This is a genomic window from Kitasatospora sp. NPDC088779 (assembly GCF_040685395.1).
Taxonomy (GTDB): Bacteria; Actinomycetota; Actinomycetes; order Streptomycetales; family Streptomycetaceae; genus Kitasatospora.
Genome location: NZ_JBFBHW010000007.1, coordinates 197,243 through 219,417, shown reverse-complemented (window position 1 = coordinate 219,417; position 22,175 = coordinate 197,243). Strand labels below are relative to the sequence as shown.

Below are 22,175 nucleotides of genomic sequence, written 5' to 3'. Positions count from 1 at the left end.
CGGCAGGGCCAGGCGGTGAGGGTCTCGCGAGGTCGTGCGGGTACTGGTGGTGCGCCGACTCCGTTGACGGCCTGCCCGGGCTCAGCCTATGCAACCGCGGAGCCGGTCGCGCACATTCCGCCCGGCGGGGCCGGACAGGCCGTCACTTGCGTTCCGAGCGCAGGTCCAGCCCCCGCAGCACCTGGTCGACCAGCTCCGGGTCGGCGCCGAGTTCGCTGCGGGCGGCGAGCATCTCGCGCCGGGAGGCGGCGATCATCTCCTGCTCGACCTCCCGGGCGGCCCGCCACTGGCTGAGCCGCAGCTTGGCCTCGGCGGCCTCCTCCTCGGCGTAGTTCTCCGGGCAGAGCCGGGCCAGCCGGTCGTGCTGACGGTCCCGCAGGCGGTCGGCGACCTCGGCGGGCAGCCGGTCCTGCTCCTCCAGTTCGCCCAGCCGCCTGAGCCCGGCCTTGGCGGCCCGCCACCAGAGCTGGCGGACGGCCTGCTCGTGCTTGTCCTGGTCGATGTCCAGTTCGAACCGCTTGGCCAGCCAGGGCAGGGTGAGACCCTGCACCAGCAGGGTGAACAGCACCACGCTGAAGGCGATGAAGACCAGGCGGCCGCGCTCGGGGAACTCCTCGCCGGAGTGGAGGGTGAGCGGGATGGCGAGGGCCAGGGCGACGGTGGCCACGCCGCGCATGCCGGACCACCAGAGGATCACGCTCTCCTTCCAGCTGAACGGGGTGTCCTCGTCGTCGCCGCTGCGCAGCTTCTTCGACAGCCAGCCGGCCGGCAGCAGCCAGAGCAGTCGGACCACCACGACCACGCCGATGACCACGGCGGCGTCGCCGATGAAGCCGGTCCAGCCGCGGCCGGCCTCCTTGAGCACGGTGGCCAGCTCCAGGCCGATCAGGCCGAAGGCGACGCCGGTGATCAGGATCTCGACGACCTCCCAGAAGGCGTTGCCGACCAGCCGGAAGGAGACGGCGTCGGCGTCGGAGGCCCGCTCGGCGAGGTAGAGCGCGCAGACCACGACCGCGAGCACGCCGGAGCCGTGGATCTCCTCGGCGATGGCGTAGGCGGCGAAGGGCACCAGCAGGTTGAGCGCGACCTGTTGGGTCGGGTCGTCCAGGCGCTCGGCGAGCTTGGTGTTGACCCAGCCGAGGGCGATGCCGACGACCACGGCGAGCACCGCGGACAGGATGAAGCGCAGCACCGCGTGGCCGATCGAGAAGTCGCCGCTGACCACGGCCTCGATGGCCAGCGAGTAGACGACGATCGCCGTGACGTCGTTGAACAGGCCCTCGCTCTCCAGGATCGACACCAGGCGCCGGGGCAGGCCGACGCTGCCGGCCACCGCGACGGCGGCCACCGGGTCGGGCGGGGAGACCAGCGCGCCGACCGCGATCGCGGCGGCGACCGGCAGGGCGGGCAGCAGCCAGTGCACCGCCCCGGCCACCGCGGCCGTGGTGACCACCACCAGGGCGACGGCCAGCAGCAGGATCGAGCGGACGTTGGCCTTGAAGTAGCGCACCGAGGAGCGCCGGGCGACCGCGAAGATCAGCGGCGGCAGGACCAGCGGGAGGATCAGCTCGGGCTCGATGGTGACGTCCGGGATCTGCGGGACGAGCGCCATGACGATGCCGAGCAGGGTCATCAGGACCGGTTGCGGCACTCCGGTCTTGCGTGCGAGCGGCATGGTCACCACGGAGGCGAGCAGCACCAGGAAGAACAGGGGCAGCTGGCCCACGGAAACGTTCCTCTCCACAACGGACGGCTGAGCGCCGCCCAGGATAAATCTGACAATGCGCCCATCAGTGAAGACACGCCGAACAATCGCTTGACCTCAAGCGGACTTCAGGTCCGAGGATCGGGGGTGTTCGAACAGTCAAGCAGTCGAATGTCGAACATTCGAGAGGGCGGGAGCAGACATGAAGGCGGTCACCGTCACGCGGTCCGGCGGTCTGGAGGTCCTGCGGGTCACCGAGGTGCCCGACCCGGAACCCGGACCGGGCGAGGTGCGGGTGCGGGTCCTCGCGGCCGGGGTGCAGCCGGTCGACCTCGCGATCCGGGAGGGCTTCCGCCCGCCGGGGGCCGTCGTCGAGCCGCCGTTCGTCCTCGGCAACGAGTTCGCCGGAGTGGTGGACCGACTCGGACCGGGCGGCTCCGGCCGGCAGGTCGGCGACGAGGTACTGGGCTTCCGCTTCCTGGACAGCCAGGCCGAGCTCGTCACGGTGGACGCCTCCCAGCTGGTGGCCAAGCCCGCCGGCATGCCCTGGGAGCAGGCCGGCTCGCTCTCCGCCTCCGGCCAGACCGCGCACCTGGCGCTCACCCTGCTCGCGGTGGGCCCCGGCGACACCGTCCTGGTGCACGGCGCCTCCGGCGGGGTCGGCACCGTCGCCGTCCAGCTCGCCCGGGCCTGGGGCGCCACCGTGATCGGCACCGCGAGCGAGCGCAACCACGACTACCTGCGCGACCTGGGCGCGATCCCGGTCGCGTACGGCGAGGGGCTGGTCGAGCGGGTCCGGGCGGTGGCGCCGCAGGGCGTGGACGCCGCCTTCGACGCCGCCGGGCGGGGCGCGCTGGCGGCCTCGGTCGAGCTGGTCGCCGACCGGAGCCGGATCGGCACCGTGGTCGACTACCCGGAGGCCGAGCGGCTGGGCGTACGGGGGCTGCGGGGGCCGCGCACGGCCGCACGGCTGACCGAGCTGGTGCGGCTGTGGGAGGCGGGCGGGCTGCGGCTGGAGATCGCCGAGGCGCTGCCGCTGGAGCGGGCCGCCGAGGCCCACCGGCTGGTCGGCGCCGGGCACGTCCGGGGCAAGGTGGTCCTGGTGCCGTGACGCTGCGTGCGCAGCCACCCGGGCCGATTGTGTGTTTCGGCTGCTGACCAGGTAATGTTCTCCGCGTCAGCAGGCGCCGCTAGCTCAGTTGGTTAGAGCAGCTGACTCTTAATCAGCGGGTCCGGGGTTCGAGTCCCTGGCGGCGCACAGACAGCCGGAAGGCCCTTCGCGAGAGCGAGGGGCCTTCCGGCGTTTCCGCGCTCCCCGCCGGCAATCCCACCGGCATCCCCGCCGACTGTGGCAGGAAAGGTGGGAAACGGGTCATTGCTGCCACTGCGGCCCGGTGACAGGCTGGTCGCATGAGAGCGCGCAGCGTGGTCGTCGTCCTCTACGAGGGCGTGCAGAGCCTCGACGTGACCGGTCCCGTGGAGGTGTTCGCGGGGGCGGGCGCGGCCGCCGGGCAGCCGGGGGCGTACCGGGTGACCACCGCCTCCCCGGGCGGCGGGCCGGTGCGCAGCCACAGCGGGCTGCGGCTGCTGCCGGACACGGACCTGGCCGGGGTCGGGCCGGTGCACACCCTGCTGGTCCCCGGCGGGCTGGGCAGCGACCTCCCGGACGGTGCGCTGGTGGCACGGATCCGGGAGCTGGCCGGCCGGGCCGAGCGGGTGGTGTCGGTGTGCACCGGGGCCTTCCTGCTCGCCGAGGCCGGGCTGCTGGCCGGGCGCCGGGCGACCACGCACTGGGCGTACTGCGAGGCGCTGGCCCGGCGGTTCCCGGACGTCGAGGTGGACCCGGACCCGATCCACGTCCGGGACGGGAACGTCGCCACCTCGGCCGGGGTCACCGCCGGGATCGACCTGGCGCTGGCCCTGGTCGAGGAGGACCTGGGACGCGACGCCGCCCTGCTGATCGCCCGCCACCTGGTGGTCTTCCTGCGCAGGCCGGGCAACCAGGCCCAGTTCAGCACCCAGCTGGCCGCCCAGGTGGCGGCCCGGCAGCCGCTGCGCGAGGTGCAGCGGTGGATCGCCGAGCACCCGGAGGCCGACCTGTCGGTCGAGGCGCTGGCCCGCAGGTCGGCGCTGTCACCGCGGCACTTCGCCCGGGCCTTCGCCACCGAGGTGGGGGTGACCCCGGGCCGGTACGTGGACGGGGTCCGGCTGGAGGCCGCCCGGCGGCTGCTGGAGGACACCGCCGACGGCATCGAGGAGATCGCGCGCTCCTGCGGCTACGGCACCCCGGAGGCGATGCGGCGCGCCTTCGTCCGGTCCCTGGCCGCCCCGCCCGCCGAGTACCGACGCCGCTTCCGACCCGATCCTGTTGGAGGACACTGATGCGCATCGCCGTTCTGCTCTACGACCGGTTCACCGCCCTGGACGCCGTCGGCCCCTGCGAGGTGCTGTCCCGCATCCCCGGCGCCGAGGTGGTGTTCACCGCCGCGAAGCGCGGCCCGGTCCGCACCGACATGAAGACCCTGTCGCTGACCGCGGAGGCCGCCCTGGACGAGGTGGCCGCGGCCGACGTGCTGCTCGTCCCGGGCGGGCCCGGGACGGAGGCCCGGCTGGCCGACCAGGCCGTGCTGGAGTGGGTGCGCGCGGTGGACGCCACCACCACCTGGACCACCTCGGTCTGCTCGGGCTCCCTGCTGCTGGGCGCCGCCGGACTGCTGGCGGGGCGCCGGGCCACCTCGCACTGGTGCTGCCTCGACGCGCTGAAGAAGTTCGGGGCGGAGCCGACCGGGACGGAGCGGGTCGTGGTCGACGGCAAGTACGCGACCGCGGCCGGGGTCTCGGCCGGGATCGACCTCGCGCTGACGCTGACCGGCCTGATGGCCGGGGACGCGACCGCGGAGGCGATCCAGCTGGTCATCGAGTACGACCCGCAGCCGCCGTACTCGGCGGGCTCGGTCGCGACGGCCCGGCCCGAGCTGGTCGCCGAGCTGCTGGCCAACGGGCTCCAGCTGCGCTAACGGCGCCCGGTCGGGAAGCCGTGGCGGCGGGCGCCGGTGACCACCGCCAGGACGGGCAGCATCAGGGCGAGCACCGTCCAGGGCAGGGCGCCGGTGCCCAGGCGGCCCAGCACCAGGCCGCCGACCACGCCGCCGCCCGCCATCGCGGCGTTCCACAGAGTGACCAGTACCGCCTGGGCGGCGTCCGCCCGCTCGCCGCCCGCGTCGCCGACGGCGGTCTGCAGCAGGGTCGGGGCGCCGCCCCAGCCCAGGCCCCAGAGCGCGGCGGCGGCGTACACCAGCGGTGTGCTGTGCGACCAGAGGCCGAGCAGGCCCGCGGACAGGGCGACCAGCAGCGCACCGCCGATCGTCAACTGCCGTAGCCGGCGGTGGATGTGGGAACCGGTGAACCAGATGCTCGCCAGCGAGGCCAGGCCGAAGACCAGCAGCACGGTGTCGGTCGCGTCGCCGAGGCCGGTCCGGTCGAGGAAGGGCGCGATGTAGGTGAACAGGATGGTGTGGGCGAGCACGAAGAGCACCGTCACGGTGAGCACCGGCGCCACCCCGGGCACGGTGAGCGCGCTCCGCACCGGGGCGCGCTCACCGGCGGGTTGTCCGGGCTGGTCCGGCAGCAGGGCCGCGATCCAGCCGATCACGCCGAGCGCCAGTGCCGTCATGGCCAGGAAGGGCACCCACCAGGCGAGCGCCTGGCCGAGGAAGGTGCCGACCGGCACTCCCAGCGACAGCGCCACCGGCACGCCCGCCATCGCCACCGCCATGGCCCGGCCCTGCTGCTCGACCGGCACCAGCCGGCGCGCGTACCCGGCCAGCAGCGCCCAGGCGAGGCCGGCCGCGACGCCCGCGAGGAAGCGGGCGGCCAGGGTGAGCGGGTAGTTCGCGGAGGCCGCGGTGACGGTGTTGGCGGCGGCGAAGCCGGCCATCGCGGTGAGCAGCAGCCGCTTGCGGCCCCAGCCGGCGGTGGCTGCGGTGAGCGGTATCGCGGTGGCGGCGGTCCCGAGCGCGTAGACGGTGACGGTCTGCCCGGCGGCCGACTCACTGACGCCGAGGGCCCCGCCCATCCCGGGCAGCACGCCGGCGGGCAGGGTCTCGGTGAGCGCGGTGACGAAGACGGCGGTGGCCAGGGCGAGCAGGGCGGGCAGGGGAAAAGGGGTGCGGGCTAAGGGAGTCGGGAGCTGTGTGGTCGCCATGGGAACCATGCTCGATCCTCACACCGGTGTCAGGTTCAAGCACGGTTCCCACCGACGTCACCTCAGCGGCGGAAGTAGCCGTCGAAGTTCTTGGAGAACTCCCGGCCCCCGAACTGGTCCCAGTTGACGGACCAGGTCATCAGCCCGCGCAGGTTCGGCTGGGCGCCCGAACGTGGCACGTAAGAACCGCAGTTGGCCAGTTTGGTGAGGCAGTCCAGGGCCTTGTTCACCTCGGCCGGGGCGACGTAGCCGTTGCCGGCGTTGGTGGTGGCCGGCATGCCGATGGCCACCTTGGAGGCGGGCAGCGGCGGGAACATGTTGTTCGTGTTGCCCGCCACCGGGAAGCCGTTGAGCAGCAGGTCGGTCATCGCGACGTGGAAGTCGGCGCCGCCCATCGAGTGGTACTGGTTGTCCAGGCCCATGATGGAGCCGGAGTTGTAGTCCTGGACGTGCAGCAGGGTGAGGTCGTCGCGCAGCGCGTAGATGACCGGCAGGTACGCCCCGGCGCGCGGGTCCTGGCCGCCCCAGGGACCGGAACCGTAGTACTGGTAGCCGAGTTGGACGAAGAAGGTCTCCGGCGCCATGGTCAGCACGAAGCCCGGGCCGTACTTGGCCTTGAGGGTCTTCAGTGCGGAGATCAGGTTGACGATGACCGGGCTGGTCGGGTTCTTGAAGTCGGTGTCGCCGGTGTTGAGGGAGAGCGAGTGCCCCTCGAAGTCGATGTCCAGGCCGTCCAGGCCCCACTTGTCGATGATCGCCGAGACCGAGCTGACGAAGGTGTCGCGGGCGGCGGTGGTGGTCAGCTGGACCTGGCCGTTCTGGCCGCCGATCGAGATCAGCACCTTCTTGCCCTGGGCCCGCTTGGCGGCGATGGCGGCCTTGAAGTCGGCGTCGGACTCCACGGTCGGGCAGTCGGTGACGGAGCAGCGGTTGAACCGGATGTCGCCGGAGGTGACGGAGGTGGGCTCGCCGAAGGAGAGGTCGATGAAGTCCCAGGAGTTCGGGACGTCGGCCATCCGGGTGTAGCCGGCGCCGTTGGCGAAGCTGGCGTGCAGGTAGCCGACCAGGGCGTGGCTGCCGGGCGGCGGCGGGGTGGTCGGGGTGCCGGTGGGGGTGCCGGTGGGCGTTCCCGTCGGTGTCCCGGTCGGGGTACCGGTGGGGGTGCCGGTGGGCGTTCCCGTCGGTGTCCCGGTGGGCGTCGCGGTCGGCGTGGGCGTCGGGGACCCGGTGGGCGTCGGCGTCGGGCTGGGGGCGCCCGGCCCGTCCAGCGAGACGTCGTCCGCGTAGTAGGTCCCCTGGCCGTACCAGCCGTGGGTGTAGACGGTGGCGCTGGTCTGGGTGGCGCCGGTGGTGAAGCTGAGGCTGAGCTTCTGGTAGCCGCCGCCGGTGCCGGGGGTCCAGGTGCTGGGGCCGCCGCCGTCGACGCCCAGGTAGACGTACGAGCCGTTGACGTACGCGCTGAGCGTGTACGTGGTGCTGGGGGCGACGGTGACGGTCTGGCCGCACTGGGCGGTGTCGCCCGCGGTGGCCGCGGCGGCGAGGGCGTAGCCGCCGCCGTGCACCGGGCTGGTGACGACGCTGCCGGAGTTGGCGGTGCAGCTCCAGGGGCCGAGCGAGCCGGACTCGAAGCCGCCGTTGACCAGGAACTCGCCGGCCGAGGCGGCGGGCGCCAGGCCCAGGGTGACACCGACCAGGGTGGCCGCGGCGACGGCGGAGGCGGTGCCGGCGGCGAGCAGGGTGCGGGACTGCTTCCGGCGGGCGGGGGCGGGTGCGGGTGTGGTTCTGCGCATGCGGGGGCTCCTGCGATGGCGCGGTCGTGGGGGACGTCCGAGGGCACGCCGGAGCACGCGCCAGTGGGGGGGAGCGGCCCGGCCTGGCACCCAAGTTGGACTAGACCACTGAAGTGGATTCGACACTGCGGTGTCAATGGTCCAGACCGGTCCGCGGCCTACGCACCGTCCGCCAGGCAGCCCCGACGGGCCGCCCCGGTTGCCGGAGGTGACACTCCGTCGAAGGATGGAGGGGTGACCCCGCCCGGCTACCTCCGCTACCCCCACCTGCACGGCGGGCTGCTCGCCTTCACCGCCGAGGACGACATCTGGATCGCCCCGCTCGACGCCGCCGGCGCCGCCGGCCGGGCCTGGCGGGTCAGCTGCGACCGCACCCGGGTCAGCCACCCCCGCTTCTCCCCCGACGGCCGCACCCTCGCCTGGACCAGCTGGCTGAACCTGACCCCCGAGGTGTGGACCGCCCCCGTCGAGGGCGGCGAGGCCGAACGGCTCAGCCACTGGGGCAGCCAGGACACCCGGGTGCGCGGCTGGCTGCCGGACGGCGAGGTGCTCGCCGTCACCTCCTACCACGAGCCGTTCGGCCACTACACCTGGGCGCACGCCCTGCCGCCCGACGGCTCCCCCGGCCACCGGATGCCCTGGGGCCCCGTCGGCGACGCCCAGATGAGCCGCGAACGCACCGTGCTGCTCACCGGCGCCGCCCCGCACGAGCCCGCCGCCTGGAAGCGCTACCGGGGCGGCGCCACCGGCCGGCTCTGGGCGGACGGCGAACAGATCCTGGCCGGCCACCCCGGCCACCTCGCCTCCCCCATGCCCGTCGCCGGGCGGGTCGCCTTCCTCTCCGACCACGAGGGCATCGGCAACGTCTACTCCTGCCGCCCCGACGGCACCGACCTGCGCCGGCACACCGACCACGCCTCCTACTACGCCCGCGAGGCCGCCACCGACGGCACCCGGATCGTCTACCAGCACGCCGGCGACCTCTGGCTGCTGGACGGCCTGGACGCCCCCGCCCCGCGCCGGCTCGCCGTCCCGCTCGGCGGCGCCCGGGCCGGCCGCCGCCCGTACCAGGTCAGCGCCGCCTCCCAGGTCAAGGACCTGGCCTGCGACCAGAGCGGCCGGGCCGGGGTGATCACCGTGCGCGGCAGCCAGTACTGGCTCACCCACAAGGACGGCCCGGCCCGCGCGCTCGCCGACACCCCCGGGGTGCGGACCCGGCTGCCGGTGATCCTCGGACACACCGGCGAGGCCGCCTGGATCACCGACGCCGAGGGCGCCGACGCGATCGAGGTGATGCCGCTGCCGGGGCACGAGGAAACGGAGAAGCACCGCCACCGGGTGCTCGCCGCCGACCGGATCGGCCGCGTCCTGGAACTCACCGCCTCCCCCGACGGCGCCCACCTCGCCGTCGCCGCCTCCGACGGGCGGCTGCTGCTGGTCGCCGCCGCCGACGGCGCCGTCCGCGAACTCGCCGCCTCCGGCTACGGGCCGGTCTCCAGCGCCCGCTTCTCCCCCGACTCGCACTGGATCGCCTGGTCCCAGCCGGTGGCCGGGCGCTCACTGCGCCGGATCCGGCTCACCCGCACCGAAGCACCCGGGCCGGTCACCGAAGTCACCGACGGCCGCTTCGAGGACGAGCAGCCGGTGTTCACCCGGGACGGCCGCTACCTGGCCTTCCTGTCCTGGCGCGGCTTCGACCCCGTCCACGACGTGCACACCGGCGACCTCTCCTTCCCGCTCGGCTGCCGCCCCTACCTCGTCCCGCTCACCGCCGACACGCCGTCCCCGTTCGCCGCGCCCGCCGAGGACGGCGCCCCGCACGGCAACGGCGGCGGCGACGGCACCGTCCGCGTCGACCCGCAGGGCATCGGCGAGCGGCTGCTGCAGTTCCCGGTGATCGCCTCCAAGTACTCGGCCACCGACGCGGTGCGCGGCGGCCTGGTCTGGCTGCGCTGGCCGATCTCCGGCACCCTCGGGCAGACCTTCGCCAGCCCCGACGACACCTCCGGCCGCCCCTCGCTGGAGTACTTCGACCTCGCCCGGGGCACCCGCACCACCCTGGTCGACAAGCTGGACGGCTACGCCGTCTCCGGGGACGGCGGCTCGATCGCGGTCTACTCGGCCGGGACCCTGCGGATCGTCCCGGTCACCGGTGGCGCCGGCAGCACCGTCGACCTGCGGCGGATCACCCACACCGTGCACCCCGCCGCCGAGTGGCGCCAGGCCTACCACGAGGCCGCCCTGATCGTCCGGGACCAGTTCTGGGACGAGCGGATGTCCGGCCTGGACTGGCCCGCCCTGACCGCCCAGTACGAGCCGCTGCTGGACCGGGTCTGCTCACCCGACGACTTCGCCGACCTGCTGCGCGAACTCCTCGGCGAACTCGGCACCTCGCACGCCTACGTCACCCCGTCCCGGCGCGCCGAAGGGCCCTCGCTCGGCCAGCAGCCGCTCGGCCTGCTCGGCGCCAACGCGCACCGCTCCCCCGACGGACGCTGGCTGGTCGAGCGGGTGCTGCCCGGCGAGACCTCCGACCCGCGCGCCCGCGCCCCGCTCGCCGCCCAGGGCGTCCGGGACGGCGACGAACTGCTCGCCGTCGGCGGCCGCCCGGTGGACCCGGTGCGCGGCCCGCTGCCGCTGCTGGCCGGCACCGGCGGCACCACCGTCGAACTGGCCCTGCGTAGCAGCCCGGACGGCCCGGTACGGCGGATCACCGTCACCCCGCTGACCGACGAACGGGCCGTCCGCTACCAGGACTGGGTGACCAAACGCCGCCTCCTGGTCCGGGAGTTCAGCGACGGCCGGTGCGGCTACCTACACATCCCGGACCTCGGCGGCTCCGGCTGGGCGCAGTTCAACCGCGACCTGCGGCGCGAGCTGGACAAGCCCGCACTCGTCCTGGACGTGCGCGGCAACGCCGGCGGCAACGTCTCCGAACTGGTCCTGGAGAAACTCACCCGGCACGTCCTCGCCTGGGACTTCGGCCGGGACCGCCAGCCGGTCCGCTGGCCCCGACACGCACTGCGCGGCCCGCTCGTGGCGCTCGCCGACGAGGCGACCAGCTCGGACGGCGACGTGGTCATCGCGGCGATCAAGCTGCTCGGCCTCGGCCCCGTCGTCGGCAACCGGACCTGGGGCGGGGTCGTCGGGATGACCGGGCGGCACACCCTCGGCGACGGCACCCGGATCTCGGTGCCCAAGAACGCCTCCTGGTTCGAAGGCGGACTCGGCTGGTCGGTGGAGAACCGCGGCGTCGAACCGGACGTGCACGTGCTGCGCACCCCGCGCGACTGGGCCCGCGGGCGCCACCCCGAGCTGGTCGCCGCCGTCCAGCTGGCGCTGGACCTGCTGGAGGACGCGCCCGCCGCGGCTCCCCCGCCGGAGGACACCCCCCGGCCGGATCTGCGACGCCCGCCGCTGCCGCCGCGGGCGCGGTGACCTGGGGACTTGGGACTTGGGACTTGGAGCTTGCGGCTTGGGGGGTCTTCTGGGGTTTCAGCCCCAGGGGTCGCCCTCGGCCGTCATGTTCTCGGCCGCGCGCCGGTCGGCCTCGTCCTGGGCGGCACGCCGCTCCGACTCGCGGGCCTCCTGGGTCTCGCGGGCCCGCTCGATCTCGGGACTGTACGCGTCCACGGCCTCGTCGTGGGCGATGGCGGCACGCTCGGCGGCGTCCTGCCCGGTCGCCTCGTGCGCCTTGTGGCGGAACCTGTCGAAGATGCCCATGACTCCTCCTCCGAACGGATACCGGGCTTCCCCCACTCTCACACCGGGCACCCGGAGTCGCACGTTGAGCCTTTGGTCCCTGGTGAACGCGCCCAACGGCCGTGGCGCGGAGGCGGGCACCCGGCGCAGATTGGAGCCGTCGGCCGAACTGACGCCACCGTCTGGAGCCCACCGTGACCGTCGCACCTTCCGCCCGCCAAGCCCGTCGCACCGCCGAGGACCCCCACGACGGGCCGCGCCGGCGGGTCGGGCCGCTGGCCGCGCTGGACGGGCGGCTGCCCGGCACCCACGACCTGCTGCTGATGCAGTGCCCCAGTTCGCTGCGCCCGCTGGCGGGCGGCGAGCTGCCGGACTGGACGCGGGCCGTGCTGCGGGTGCACCCCTGGGTGACGGTCGGCCGGGCCCCCTCCCTGGTCGGCACCCCGGCGGACGTGCCGCACCCGCAGCGCTGCACCCGGGACCCGGAGGCCGCCCCCGAGCAGTGGATCCCGGTGATCGTGCGCGGGCCACGCCCCGGACAGCGGCTGGACGCGCTGGCGCCCTGGGCCGCGGTGGCCCGGACGCTGCGGCCCGAGCAGCTGGCCGGGCGGTGCGGGCGGCTGGACCCCGAGCGGGTCGCCGGGATTCCGGCGCTGGCCCTGCTGCCGGCGGTCGGCCGGCTGGTCGCGGACCACCGGCTGTCCTGGGGCCCGATCGGCGCGGTCGGCTACGAGCTGGGCACCGGCGTGCCGGTCGCCGGACCGCTGAGCCCGCTGCGACTGGTCCTGCGCACCCCGCACCCGATCAGCCGCCGGGACGCGCTGCAACTGCGGCGGGCGCTGAGCAGGCTGTCGGTCCCGGTGCAGGCCGAACTGGAGACCCGCTACGGCTCGGTGCAGCTCGCCGAGTACGCGGCCTCGCCGTACACCCTCACCCTGCTGACTCCGGACGGGCCCCGGGAGGTCCGCGACCCGTGGTTCCCGCGCGGCCCGTTCGTCTGAGCCGCGTCGTATCAGGTGGGCCGGTTGGGCGGCCGGGATACCGCCCGGGGCCGGCGACGGGACACGGCCGGGGTGTGGAGTCCGGCCATCACCTCGCACAGCTCGGCGTGCAGGGCGTCCCGGGCGGCCTCGTCGCAGGTCTGCCGGATGTGCCATTCCTCGGCGAGTGTCCGCTCCACCGCCGCGACCGCTCGGCGCCGTTCAGGGCTGAGCCACAGGACCGGCGGCGCGAACTGGAGGTGTGTACCCCAGAGCCACAAGCAGGTGACCCGAGCCTTACGCATCAGGCCGAGGAACGCGCGCCCGAACATCGGCATCGCGGTTCACCACCTTCCGGACTTTCCGGCGGCCGAGGACGACGAGGGGTTCCTCGAACGGCTGGTTCGCCAGGTAGCCCGACGACCAGGCGACGCCCCACCGGGCGCAGTTCGGGCAGTTCCACGTCCGTCCGGCCGCGTTGGCGTCGTTGAGCAGATCGACCGGGGCGCAGCAGTCCGGTGCGGGGCAGGTCGGAGGGCCGGTCATCGGCGGCGGTCCCGGCCGAGTCGCCGCTGGGTGGCCCGCCGGATGATCGGTTCGGACGCGACGACACCGGCCATGAGGATGGCGGCCAACACGTCGACGCCGAGCGCCGGTTGGCGCTTCACGCGGTCCGACCACGGGGCTCGGCGGGGACGCCCATGGAGACGACGCCCCTGCCGGTCGTCCCGTCCTCGACCAACTCGCCGACCTGCGGGCGGTAGAGCGGCCCGGTCGGGGACTCCTTGCTCACCACAGCTGACTCCGTTCCGTAGTTTAACGACTACCCGGGGTCGCCACTGTCCTCTAGCATTGGACGTCCTTCAACCTCTCAAACGTGCTTGGAGAGTGGTTCATGAACAAGGCCGAGCTGGACCCCGACTCGTCTCCAGCCGCAGAGTTCGGTGCGTTCCTCCGCAGCTCACGAGAGGAACGGGGTTGGCGGCAGGAAGATTTGGCGAGCGCGATCGGCTATTCACCCACGCACGTGTCAGCCGTGGAAACTGGTCGACGTCCCCCAACGCCGCGTCTGGCTCGCGAACTTGACAAAGCCTTCGGATGGGATCGCGTGTTCGCCCGCAAGGCGCTCGACCTCAAGACCTCGGCGCTCCTCGAAGGCTTCCCGGAGTACGTCGCGCACGAGTCAAGGGCGGTGGAACTGAGACTGTTCACCTTGGGTATCGTGCCGGGGCTGCTTCAGACCATGGACTACGCACGGGCCATCGCGGCGGGCGCGCTCCGGCGGGGCAGCATCACGGAGGACCAGGCCGAGGAGCGGGTTGCCTACCTTGCGCGCCGACAGGCGAACTTGCGCCGGGAAACCCCTCCGCTGATCCACGTCGTCCTGGATGAGAGCTGCATCCGACGGCCGGTCGGCGGAAAGTCCATCATGGCCGCCCAGCTCGACGAGCTTGCAGCCTTCGCCCGGATGCCCAACACCGTTCTCCAGGTGGCTCCGTACGCCATAGGCGAGGAACGATCGTTCGATCTCCCGGTGAACATCATCACCCTTCCGGACCGATCGCTGATGTCCTACGCCGAATCAGCGCAACAAGGGAACCTGGAACGGGACAGCGGCGCAGTACCGCCGATGCTCACGGCCTACTATCAGCTACAGGCCCTCGCACTCTCACAAGCCGAGTCTGTGGCCCTGATCAGCCAGCTGAGAGAGGAACTACCGTGACCGCCGAGCCTCAGTGGTTCAAGTCTTCGTACAGCAGCAACGGCGGCGACTGCATCGAGGTCGCGGGGAACTTGATCCCGTCCGGGACCGTCCCCGTCCGAGACTCCAAGGACACCGACGGCCCGGCCCTCCTCTTCCCGACCGAGGCCTGGCAGTCCTTCGTCTCCGCCCTCCGAGCCGGCGAGTTCGACACCGCCTGACGCCCGGTCTGAGCACAAGGGTCAGATCGGCAGGTTCCAGCCCGGTCCGTCCGTACTTCCGATCCAGACCCGCTGCCCGGCCGCCGAGACCGTCATGCCGAACCCCTCCTGGTGCGGCTCGCCGGCCCGCTGCCAGGCTTCGACGGCGTTCTCCACCTGGTCCCAGAGCCGGAGCGGGCCACGCTGAACCACGGACCATCCCCCGTCAGGGTTGGGCATGGTCCGGGCCTGCGATCCGGTGGCCACATCGGAGAGGATCTGGTGCCCGCCGGCTCCCATCCGTTCGGCCGAGGGCGCCGCGAGCTGGGCGACCCAACTGCCGGTCCACGTGCCGATGACCTCGGGGTCGATCCGCGACGGACGTTCGTCCCCCGGAAGCAGCGAGAGGCTTTGGCGTGGCGGGCGGTCGTGCGGGCGGGCGATCATGAAGCTGGTGTAGCCGGGCATGAACAGCCCCGTCCCCTCTCCCGGGGCCGTCACGACCAGCCGCACGAGTCCGAACCCGAGCCCCCACCCGGACAGGGTGGCCAGGATGACGCCGCCGGGCTTCACCTGGTGCAGCCAGCGGGGTGGCAGGTACCGGACCGCACAGGTGGCGATCAGCCGGTCGTACTCGCCCCCGTCCGGGTCGCCGAGCAGCCCGTCACCGATGACCAGCCGGGGAGCGAACCCCGCCGCCTTGATCGCGGCAGCGGCAGTGGCGCCGACCGCCGGGTCGTACTCGATGCTGGTCAGGTTGGCGTCCCCGAGGCGGTGCGCGCCGAGGGCGGTCGAGTAGCCGGTCCCCGTGCCGATCTCCAGCACCCGGTGCCCGGTCTCGGCGCCGAGCTGGTGCCACATGCGCAGCACCAGCGACGGCAAGGTGGACGATGACGACGGAGTCCCGATCACCGCCCCCTCGGCCACGTCCTCGGGGCGGGTCCGCCCGTCGAGCTGGGTGACCAGCGTCTCGTTCGAGTAGACCTGCTCCAGCCAACCAGGGTCGGTCCTGTGCACCGGGCGGTACGCGGTCGGATTGCTTCCCGGGACCGCCGCGAAGAACGATCCGACGAACAGTTCCCGGGGCACCGCCAACGCGGCGGCCCTCCAGGCCGGATCGTCGACCGCATCGTCCCCGGTGAGCCCGTCCACCAGGGCGGCGCGGAGCTGAGCCGATGCGCTCACGAGTCGGGGCCCTTCTCCAGTTGGTCGGCGATGGCGTGGGCAATCGCCGAAGCGGTGTCGACACCCTGCCAGGCCCATTGGCCGTTGGGGTTGCACTCAAGGAAGTACCAGTCACCTGCGGCGGTCACCGCGAAGTCGAACGCACCGTAAACCAAGCGGAGTTCGTTCAGATAAGCGATCACAGAGCGCGCAACGGGCCCGGGCACTTCGATCGGCGTACACGTCATCAGGTCTTGACGCTCGCGCCAGTCGAGATCGGGACTGCCGATCCGGACACCGAACAACCGGTCACCCACGGCGGTCACCCGCACGTCGAACGACTTGGACACGGCGGCTTGGAACATGTGCGGACACACGGACACGGCGTCGGTGATCTCGGCCGGATCGACTTCCCGTACCCACACCGTTTGCGCAGTGCCGTCGGGGGCTCGGTACCGGCTGTCCCACACCGGCTTGTAGACGGCTCCGCCGGACTGGTCGGCGCAGAACCGGCGCGCTTCGTCGGTATCGGCGGTGATGACCGTGTTCGGCACCAGGAAACCGCTCCGGCCCGCCACGACAAGCTGTGCGGGCTTGTACTCCGCGTTCCGGATGTGCCACGGGTGATTGACGTAGTGGGCGTCGGGAAGCGACGCGAAGATGCCGCCAGCACCCCAAAATGCTTGCGCACTGGTGAACTTGGACGCGTGTTCGTCCAGTCCCGGCGGCGCCCGGTAGGGCGAGGGCCGGCGGACCCAGACCGACCGCACCCGAGTGAGGTCGAGTTCCCGGCTTGATGTGCGGAGAGTGCCCCGCTGCTCGCTCCTGCTGTAGTGGGCGGTCAGCGAGGCACCCCCGAGCAGATCGGCACCGGGGTCCACCCGGACGACCGGGACTCGGCGCTCGGCCAGGATGCGGAGCACCACATCGGCCGTCACGTCGTGCGCGTTGGTCAGGACCAGGACAGCCCGGTGTCGATCCTGCGCCATGTCAGCCGGCGCCCTGGTCCTGGTCGTTCGCTGGCATGCTGTCCATGTCGGTGGGTGCGCTCTGCCCGCCGCTCTGCCCGTCACCGCCGCCCGTGTTCGTGGGCGTGCTGGTCTCCGTGCTGGTGCCGTGCGCCCCCATCTCGACCTTGCGACCCTGATCGTCCACGAACACGGCAACCTGCGTTTCGGGGTCGATCACGGCCGAGACGGCAGGGACCGAGCGGGTGTCCGGGTACGGACCCATTCGGGTCGTGCCCCACGGTGCGGTTGTCATCTGTGCTGCGCCTCCATGTTCTTCGTTGCCGTGCTCTTCCACGGCCCGAGCAACACCAACGACGGTAGGGAGAAGCCACGCCCGGCCTCAACGAAGTTGCGAGATATTGCGCCGATTCACCCGAGAGTGTCGAGCGCGGCTGTGATCACGGCGCGAGCCGCGTCCCCGTAGACGGCCGCTTCGGACAGCTGGACGAACGCCTTGGCGTAGTCGGCCAGTTCGCGAGGCTGCCTGACGTTGATCTCGGCTGTCAGGGTCTCCACCACGGCGTGCCGGTCATCGAACAAGTAGAACGCTTCCAGCGGCCAGACGGTGCGCTGGGCGGTGAACGGAACGATCCCGAGGGAGACGGTGGCGAGCGGCCCCACGGTGAGCAGGTGCCGAAGCTGGCCACGCATCACCTCGGTATCGCCGATGCGGTACCTCAGCACTGACTCCTCCATCAACACCACGAACCGGCGGCCGCCCTCGTACAGGAACCGGCTGCGGGCCACGCGGGCGGCAACGGCCTCTGTCACGTCGTCGGGAGTTCCCTGGAACTGCGTGATGGAGCGCATCAAGGCCGTGGCGTAGGCCGGCGTCTGGAAGAATCCGGGCACGACGTTGGACACGTACACCCGGCACAGACGGGCCCGCTCGTTCAGCGCGTAGACGTCCTCCTGGACCTTGCGCATGCCGTTGCGCTGGAGCCGACGCCACTCCATGTACATCGACTCCACAGCGCGCGCCGTGGCAATGAGGTCTTGCACCTGTTCCTCGGCGCCACAGGCGATGCACCAGGCCCGAACGTCCGCATCGGAAGGGGCCGTTTTCGCGGAGAGGATGCGCGAGGTCTTCGCCGGGTGCCATCCACACCGGGCAGACAGTTCTTGCCCCTTGAGGCCGGCGTCCAGCATCAGCTCGCGCAGACGCGCGGCAACGGCGGCGCGGGCGGCCTGCGCGCTGGATGAGGGAGAAGCGGGCATGAACTGGCTGTCCGGTGGGATATCGCAGAGGTCAGACGGTGTATTCCGGGTGGTCGATGCCCCGCTCCCAGACGGCTTCGAAGGCCGAGACGCAGAGCTTCACCACCGCCGGGTCCTCGGACAGTTCATATTTGGGGTCGGCCCAGTCCCCGACGCCGGTGAAGTGGTTGAACTCGACCAACCGGCCGTCGAAGACCCAGAAGTCATTGCCCGGTAGTGCGATGTCCGACGCCCGGCGGCGCGGAAGCCAACGGACCTGTTCGCCGGCCGCGACGTTCACGGCGGTCCCGGCGTGCTCGAAGCGGATGTAGTCGGTCACCGGCTCCGAAACGATCCGGGCCCTGCGCATGACCACGCCCCGGCTGACGGCCTCCCGGACGAGAGGCACCCACCCGGCCCAGCCCTCGGACTCGGGGTCGAGATCGGGGTGGACGCCGCTCCGCTGGAAGCGTGCGAAGTCCGTCGACTCATCGCCCACGCCGTACCAGTCACGCATCTCCAGGTGCACGGCCGAGTGTTGCGCGGCCTTGAGCAGGTCAGAGAAGTCCGGAACGTTCTGCGTCATCGAGTGCCTTCCTAATGATCGCCGCCATGCGGAGCGGGATACGGACCACGGCCTCACCCTCGGGGACGCCGATCGTGTGGCCAGGAACCCACTCGGTCGTGCTGACCTCGGTCAGCAGTTCCTCCCTGGGCTTCCAGCCCTGGAACACCAGCTCCCGCTCGTGGTCGTCCACCCACACCGTCGGCGATCCGTTCCCCTGGGTCTCGGGGTCCATCCCGTTGAACCGTAGTGCCATCGGGTCCTCCCGTGCCAAGCCGGTTGCGCGTCCTTGCATTACCGTTCCGCAGAGATGACGGACATTCAAGAGCGCAAGGGGAGCAGGCCGGCGCATTCGGAGCGGGTCCGACGCATCTCGCAAGCGGCACATCCCTTGCGAGTGGAAGGCAGTAAGAGAATGGGCGAGTTCACTCCTGAGGCCGCCGAAGCGCTGAAAACCGCGGCGGCCATCTGCGGACCGCTGGAGCTGGAGGAGATCAGCAACCGGCGGGGCTCGGCGGTCTGGAAGGCGACCGGTCCGCGGGGCGTCGCGAGTATCAAGCTCGGCACCGGCGAGGCCGCCGAGGTCACCGCGCGGGAAGCCTCGGTGCTGGACCAGCTCCCCGGCTACACCGTGACCGCCGGCCGGTTCGACGACGGCGTCTGGTTCGTCACCCCGTGGCTGGTCGGACCGTCCACCTGGCAGGCCCTCCGCCCCCTGCGCAAGAGCGAAGGAGGGCGGGACGAGGCCCTGGCCGCTGCGGTCGGGCTGTGCCGCGCCGTGGCAGACCTCCACGCCGAAGGGTGGGTGCACGGAGACCTCCAGCCCCAGCACGGCATCCACGGTGGCGACGGGACCGTGCGACTTCGCCGTCCGATCCCCCTGTTCGGTCCGCCCAAGACCCCACTGCCCGGCGAGGCGGGTAGTGGGGTCTCCGTCCATGTAGCAACGACCGTCAGCCGGTGACGCTGGGGGTGCCCGTCTCCAGGTGGCCGGTGAAGCGCTGGGACCAGCCGGCGTCCGCGTCCACCGTCACCGTGAAGTCGTACCAGCCGTTGTTATAGGCCACGGCGTTGAAGAAATCGGTGACGTTGCCGCCGGCGGGGACCTGGTACGTCCAGGGGCCGTCCGTCCGGTAGTTGTTGGAGGCGATGGTGAAGGTCAGCGGCGTCGTACCGGAGTTGGCGAGCTTGAAGTAGACCGCCAGCTTGCCCGTCCCCGGCTCGACCGCGTACGAGGCGGTGACGGCCGCGTTCTTGCCGGCCTTGGTGGCGTCGCCCTTGAAGCGGCGCAGGAAGCGGTTGGGGCCGACGACGGTGAGGTCGTAGGGGCCACCGCCGAAGTTGGTGCCGCAGTTGAAGAAGTCGCTGGTGGTGCCGCCCGGGTCGACGGTGTACTGCCAGGGGCCGCCGCTGCGGTAGGCGTTGGCGTAGGCGGCGAAGTGGGCGGACTTCGCTGCTGCCGTGCCCCCGTTGTCCATCGTGATCCAGACCTTCATCACCCCGCCGGAGCCGAACTCCAGGTGGTCCAGGTTGGCGTTCGGCTGGTACGGCAGGGCGCGGGCCGGCCGGGTGCCGGTCTCCTGGATCGGCAACTGGTTGTTGACCGGGGCCGGGTTGGGCAGCGGGCCGCACGCCGACAGGCCGATGGTCTGCGAGGTGTCGGGCAGCCCGGGCAGGCCGTAGACCGGGTTGGCGAAGTCGAACGCGCTGGTCAGGTCGCCGCAGACGCGGCGGCGCCAGTCGCTGATGTTCCGGCATTGCGCGGGCGTGCCGAGGGCGGCCGTCCAGGTCTCCAGGAAGCGCAGCACGGAGGTGTGGTCGAAGGTCTCGGAGTTGACCCAGCCGCCGCGGGTCCAGGGCGAGACGGCGATCATGGGGACGCGGAAGCCGAGGCCGATGTTGGTGCCGTTGTAGAACTCGCCCGGGGTGCCGGCGGGGGCGGCCGGCGGCGGGACGTGGTCGAAGAAGCCGTCGTTCTCGTCGTAGTTGATGAACAGGACGGACGAGTTGAAGACGTTCGGGTCGGCGTTCAGCGCGTCGATCACCAGGTGGACGAAGTGCGCGCCGTCGGCCGGGGTGGCGTACGGGTGTTCGGAGGAGGCCTGGTCGGGGACGATCCAGGAGACCTGCGGGAGGGTGCCGTTCAGCACGTCGGCCCTGATCGCGGCGGCGATGTCGTCCGGGGTCCTGCCGGTGGCCTTGGGCACCGAGCCCATGCCCTTGACGGCCAGCGGGCTGCCGGCCGGGGCGCCGGAGAACTGGGTGAAGTACGCGAGGGCGTTGTCGCCGTAGTTGTCGGCGGCGTTCTGGTAGACCTTCCAGCTGACGCCGGCGCTCTCCAGTGCCTCCGCGTAGGTCTGCCAGCGCAGGCCCTTCTCGTCGCCGCCGTCGTACGCGGGGCCGCCGGCGCTGCCGGCCGGGTCGATCTGGCCGGACCAGTGGTAGGTGCGGTTGGGGCCGGTCGCGCTGAGCACGGAGCAGTGGTAGGCGTCGCAGATGGTCCAGTTCTCGGCCAGCGCGTAGTGGAACGGGATGTCCTGGCGGGTGAGGAAGCCGAGGGTGCGGACGTTGCCCTTGGCGGCGACCCAGGAGTCCATCTTGCCGCTGTTCCAGGCCTTGTGCTGATCGCTCCAGCCGTGGCTGAGGTCACCGTTGCATTGGGCGAGGCGCTCGGGGTCGGCGCCGCCGGCCGGCTTGGTCTGGCTGAACTGCCACGGGTACTGGCGGCCGAGCAGGCCGTTGGGCTGGTTGAAGACGCTGTAGCCGCCGGCTATCTGGATGGCGCTGCGGTCGGCGAAGCCGCGCACGCCGCGCAGCGTGCCGAAGTAGTGGTCGAAGCTGCGGTTCTCCTGCATCAGGATCACCACGTGCTGCACGTCGTTGATGGTGCCGGTCTGCTGGAGCGTGGCGGTGGAGGCCACCGCGGGCGCGCCGGGGGCGGCCCCTGCGGCGCTGGTGCCTGCCACGGCGAGTCCCGCCGCGGCGGCACCGGACAGCGTGACGAACTTCCTACGACTCAGCTCGGCCATCAGCCCGGCCCGTCCCTTCACTGGCGATCTGGCGATGTTGTGTACACAAGTCGGGGCTCATCGATCGCGCAGCATCTTCCACCCCGGCCGGAGGCGTCCACCAGATGCGCGCGGCAGGGTTGGCGGACTGTTCGTCCGGGTGTCACCGAGCGACGCCGGGCTGAACGGGCGGCGGAAACGCCGGGGAGGGACGGAGCGGGCGGCTGGTCAGCGGTCCTTGACCTCGATTCCCAGCGCCTGGGCGAACTGCGGTGCCAGCTCCAGCAGTTGGGTGGAGCTGATGACCGCGCCGCGCAGCCCCTGGTGGCCGTCCGCGAGTCCGAGCCGGGCGGCCCCGCGCAGGTCGGTCTTCTTCAGGGTGGCACCGCGCAGCCGGACCTCCTCCAGCGTGGAACCGGGGAAGGACACCTCGGTCAGCTTGGCCTCGCCGAAGTCCACGTCGCGCAGCAGGCAGTCCTCGAACACGACGTCCCGCAGCACGGCCGCCCGCAGGTTGACCGCCTCCAGCTTGCAGCCGCGGAACACCACCCGGCGCAACGCCGAGCCGTATCCGGCGACCCCGGCCAGCACGCCGCCGACGAAGGCGCTGTCCTGCCACTCGGTGTCGCTCAGGTCGCAGGCCACCCAGCGGCCGGCCTGCACCCAGACCTCGTTGAAGCGGGCCTGGCGCAGCTTGACCCCGCTGAGCGCGACCCCGGTGAAGGCGCACTCCAGGAACGCCGCCCCGGCCGCCGACTCGTCGGTGTGCTCGCCGCCGTCGAAGTGCGTGGTGTCGTACCGCTCGTCGCTGCGCAGCCGCCCGGTGTGGGGGCGGAGCAGGTCCGCGTACGGCAGGTCGGTGAGCTGGTCGGGGGCGGAACGCGGCATGGCGGCGGCACCTCACGGTCGGGGGCGAACGGGTCTCGCCCGAATGCTCGCACGCGGCAC

At 72.2% G+C, this 22,175-nt stretch carries 23 protein-coding genes and 1 tRNA gene; 9 read left to right on the top strand and 15 right to left on the bottom strand.

Annotated elements, in window-relative coordinates; translation table 11 throughout:
- Positions 1-142: 142 nt before the first annotated feature.
- A complete protein-coding gene (locus AB0P03_RS09175; RefSeq protein ID WP_363583586.1) occupies positions 143-1,726 on the bottom strand; it encodes a Na+/H+ antiporter in 1,584 nt (527 codons plus the stop codon).
- Positions 1,727-1,907: 181 nt separating this feature from the next.
- Here AB0P03_RS09175 and AB0P03_RS09170 point away from each other — a divergent pair, with 181 nt between their 5' ends.
- From AB0P03_RS09170 to AB0P03_RS09155, 4 genes are all read left to right on the top strand, one after another.
- A complete protein-coding gene (locus tag AB0P03_RS09170) occupies positions 1,908-2,816 on the top strand; it encodes an NADP-dependent oxidoreductase (protein ID WP_363628163.1) in 909 nt (302 codons plus the stop codon).
- A gap of 73 nt (positions 2,817-2,889) precedes the next feature.
- Positions 2,890-2,963 (top strand) — tRNA-Lys (locus tag AB0P03_RS09165).
- A 152-nt stretch (positions 2,964-3,115) separates the two neighbouring features.
- Positions 3,116-4,087 (top strand): GlxA family transcriptional regulator, encoded by a 972-nt coding sequence (locus AB0P03_RS09160; protein ID WP_363619950.1) that lies wholly within the window; start codon positions 3,116-3,118, stop codon positions 4,085-4,087.
- Positions 4,087-4,722, top strand: a complete 636-nt coding sequence (locus tag AB0P03_RS09155; RefSeq protein WP_363583592.1) for a DJ-1/PfpI family protein — start codon at positions 4,087-4,089, stop codon at positions 4,720-4,722. Before AB0P03_RS09160 ends, AB0P03_RS09155 begins: the two co-directional genes overlap by 1 nt.
- Here AB0P03_RS09155 and AB0P03_RS09150 read toward each other — a convergent pair.
- Together AB0P03_RS09150 and AB0P03_RS09145 are read right to left on the bottom strand one after the other, a co-directional pair.
- The gene (locus AB0P03_RS09150; RefSeq protein ID WP_363628162.1) at positions 4,719-5,909 is read right to left on the bottom strand and encodes an MFS transporter; all 1,191 of its coding nucleotides are present in this window, start codon (positions 5,907-5,909) and stop codon (positions 4,719-4,721) included. The two genes, AB0P03_RS09155 and AB0P03_RS09150, sit on opposite strands and share 4 nt — an antisense overlap.
- A gap of 62 nt (positions 5,910-5,971) precedes the next feature.
- Positions 5,972-7,699: a glycosyl hydrolase family 18 protein gene (locus AB0P03_RS09145; protein WP_363628161.1), complete on the bottom strand. Its 1,728-nt coding sequence runs from the start codon at positions 7,697-7,699 to the stop codon at positions 5,972-5,974.
- Positions 7,700-7,933: 234 nt separating this feature from the next.
- On the opposite strand from AB0P03_RS09145, the gene AB0P03_RS09140 reads away from it, so the two are divergent.
- Positions 7,934-11,137 carry a S41 family peptidase gene (locus AB0P03_RS09140; protein ID WP_363628160.1) on the top strand — a complete coding sequence of 1,068 codons (3,204 nt, stop codon included), beginning with the start codon at positions 7,934-7,936 and terminating at the stop codon, positions 11,135-11,137.
- 57 nt (positions 11,138-11,194) lie between these two features.
- Here AB0P03_RS09140 and AB0P03_RS09135 read toward each other — a convergent pair whose 3' ends face one another.
- Positions 11,195-11,422: a hypothetical protein gene (locus AB0P03_RS09135; protein WP_363583600.1), complete on the bottom strand. Its 228-nt coding sequence runs from the start codon at positions 11,420-11,422 to the stop codon at positions 11,195-11,197.
- Positions 11,423-11,595: 173 nt separating this feature from the next.
- Between AB0P03_RS09135 and AB0P03_RS09130 the strand changes: the two genes are divergently transcribed.
- The gene (locus AB0P03_RS09130) at positions 11,596-12,402 is read left to right on the top strand and encodes a phosphoribosyl-dephospho-CoA transferase MdcG domain-containing protein (protein ID WP_363628159.1); all 807 of its coding nucleotides are present in this window, start codon (positions 11,596-11,598) and stop codon (positions 12,400-12,402) included.
- 11 nt (positions 12,403-12,413) lie between these two features.
- On the opposite strand, the gene AB0P03_RS09125 is transcribed toward AB0P03_RS09130, so the two are convergent.
- From AB0P03_RS09125 to AB0P03_RS09115, 3 genes are all read right to left on the bottom strand, one after another.
- Positions 12,414-12,719, bottom strand: a complete 306-nt coding sequence (locus AB0P03_RS09125) for a hypothetical protein (RefSeq protein ID WP_363628158.1) — start codon at positions 12,717-12,719, stop codon at positions 12,414-12,416.
- A 204-nt stretch (positions 12,720-12,923) separates the two neighbouring features.
- On the bottom strand, positions 12,924-13,049 hold the full coding sequence (locus tag AB0P03_RS09120) for a hypothetical protein (protein WP_363628157.1): 126 nt from the start codon (positions 13,047-13,049) through the stop codon (positions 12,924-12,926).
- Positions 13,046-13,174 (bottom strand): hypothetical protein, encoded by a 129-nt coding sequence (locus tag AB0P03_RS09115; RefSeq protein ID WP_363628156.1) that lies wholly within the window; start codon positions 13,172-13,174, stop codon positions 13,046-13,048. Before AB0P03_RS09115 ends, AB0P03_RS09120 begins: the two co-directional genes overlap by 4 nt.
- Before the next feature lie 102 nt (positions 13,175-13,276).
- Between AB0P03_RS09115 and AB0P03_RS09110 the strand changes: the two genes are divergently transcribed.
- On the top strand, positions 13,277-14,104 hold the full coding sequence (locus tag AB0P03_RS09110) for a helix-turn-helix transcriptional regulator (RefSeq protein WP_363628155.1): 828 nt from the start codon (positions 13,277-13,279) through the stop codon (positions 14,102-14,104).
- The gene (locus tag AB0P03_RS09105) at positions 14,101-14,304 is read left to right on the top strand and encodes a DUF397 domain-containing protein (RefSeq protein WP_363628154.1); all 204 of its coding nucleotides are present in this window, start codon (positions 14,101-14,103) and stop codon (positions 14,302-14,304) included. Before AB0P03_RS09110 ends, AB0P03_RS09105 begins: the two co-directional genes overlap by 4 nt.
- A gap of 21 nt (positions 14,305-14,325) precedes the next feature.
- Here the strand turns inward: AB0P03_RS09105 and tgmC are convergent, their stop codons facing one another.
- The 6 genes from tgmC to AB0P03_RS09075 form a co-directional block, all read right to left on the bottom strand.
- Positions 14,326-15,468 (bottom strand): ATP-grasp peptide maturase system methyltransferase, encoded by a 1,143-nt coding sequence (gene tgmC / locus AB0P03_RS09100; RefSeq protein ID WP_363628153.1) that lies wholly within the window; start codon positions 15,466-15,468, stop codon positions 14,326-14,328.
- Complete coding sequence (tgmB, locus tag AB0P03_RS09095) at positions 15,465-16,436, bottom strand: ATP-grasp ribosomal peptide maturase (RefSeq protein ID WP_363583614.1); 972 nt, start codon at positions 16,434-16,436, stop codon at positions 15,465-15,467. Before tgmB ends, tgmC begins: the two co-directional genes overlap by 4 nt.
- Before the next feature lies 1 nt (position 16,437).
- Positions 16,438-16,710, bottom strand: a complete 273-nt coding sequence (gene tgmA, locus AB0P03_RS09090) for a putative ATP-grasp-modified RiPP (protein WP_363583616.1) — start codon at positions 16,708-16,710, stop codon at positions 16,438-16,440.
- A 116-nt stretch (positions 16,711-16,826) separates the two neighbouring features.
- The gene (locus AB0P03_RS09085) at positions 16,827-17,675 is read right to left on the bottom strand and encodes a helix-turn-helix transcriptional regulator (protein ID WP_363619969.1); all 849 of its coding nucleotides are present in this window, start codon (positions 17,673-17,675) and stop codon (positions 16,827-16,829) included.
- A 31-nt stretch (positions 17,676-17,706) separates the two neighbouring features.
- On the bottom strand, positions 17,707-18,240 hold the full coding sequence (locus AB0P03_RS09080) for a DUF6879 family protein (protein ID WP_363583620.1): 534 nt from the start codon (positions 18,238-18,240) through the stop codon (positions 17,707-17,709).
- Complete coding sequence (locus tag AB0P03_RS09075) at positions 18,212-18,454, bottom strand: hypothetical protein (RefSeq protein WP_363583622.1); 243 nt, start codon at positions 18,452-18,454, stop codon at positions 18,212-18,214. Before AB0P03_RS09075 ends, AB0P03_RS09080 begins: the two co-directional genes overlap by 29 nt.
- A 180-nt stretch (positions 18,455-18,634) precedes the next feature.
- On the opposite strand from AB0P03_RS09075, the gene AB0P03_RS09070 reads away from it, so the two are divergent.
- Positions 18,635-19,183, top strand: coding sequence for a hypothetical protein (locus AB0P03_RS09070; RefSeq protein WP_363628152.1), 549 nt, complete (start codon positions 18,635-18,637; stop codon positions 19,181-19,183).
- On the opposite strand, the gene AB0P03_RS09065 is transcribed toward AB0P03_RS09070, so the two are convergent.
- Positions 19,173-21,248, bottom strand: coding sequence for a phosphocholine-specific phospholipase C (locus tag AB0P03_RS09065; protein ID WP_363628151.1), 2,076 nt, complete (start codon positions 21,246-21,248; stop codon positions 19,173-19,175). The two genes, AB0P03_RS09070 and AB0P03_RS09065, sit on opposite strands and share 11 nt — an antisense overlap.
- A gap of 207 nt (positions 21,249-21,455) precedes the next feature.
- Complete coding sequence (locus tag AB0P03_RS09060) at positions 21,456-22,115, bottom strand: pentapeptide repeat-containing protein (RefSeq protein WP_063349277.1); 660 nt, start codon at positions 22,113-22,115, stop codon at positions 21,456-21,458.
- Positions 22,116-22,175: the final 60 nt, after the last annotated feature.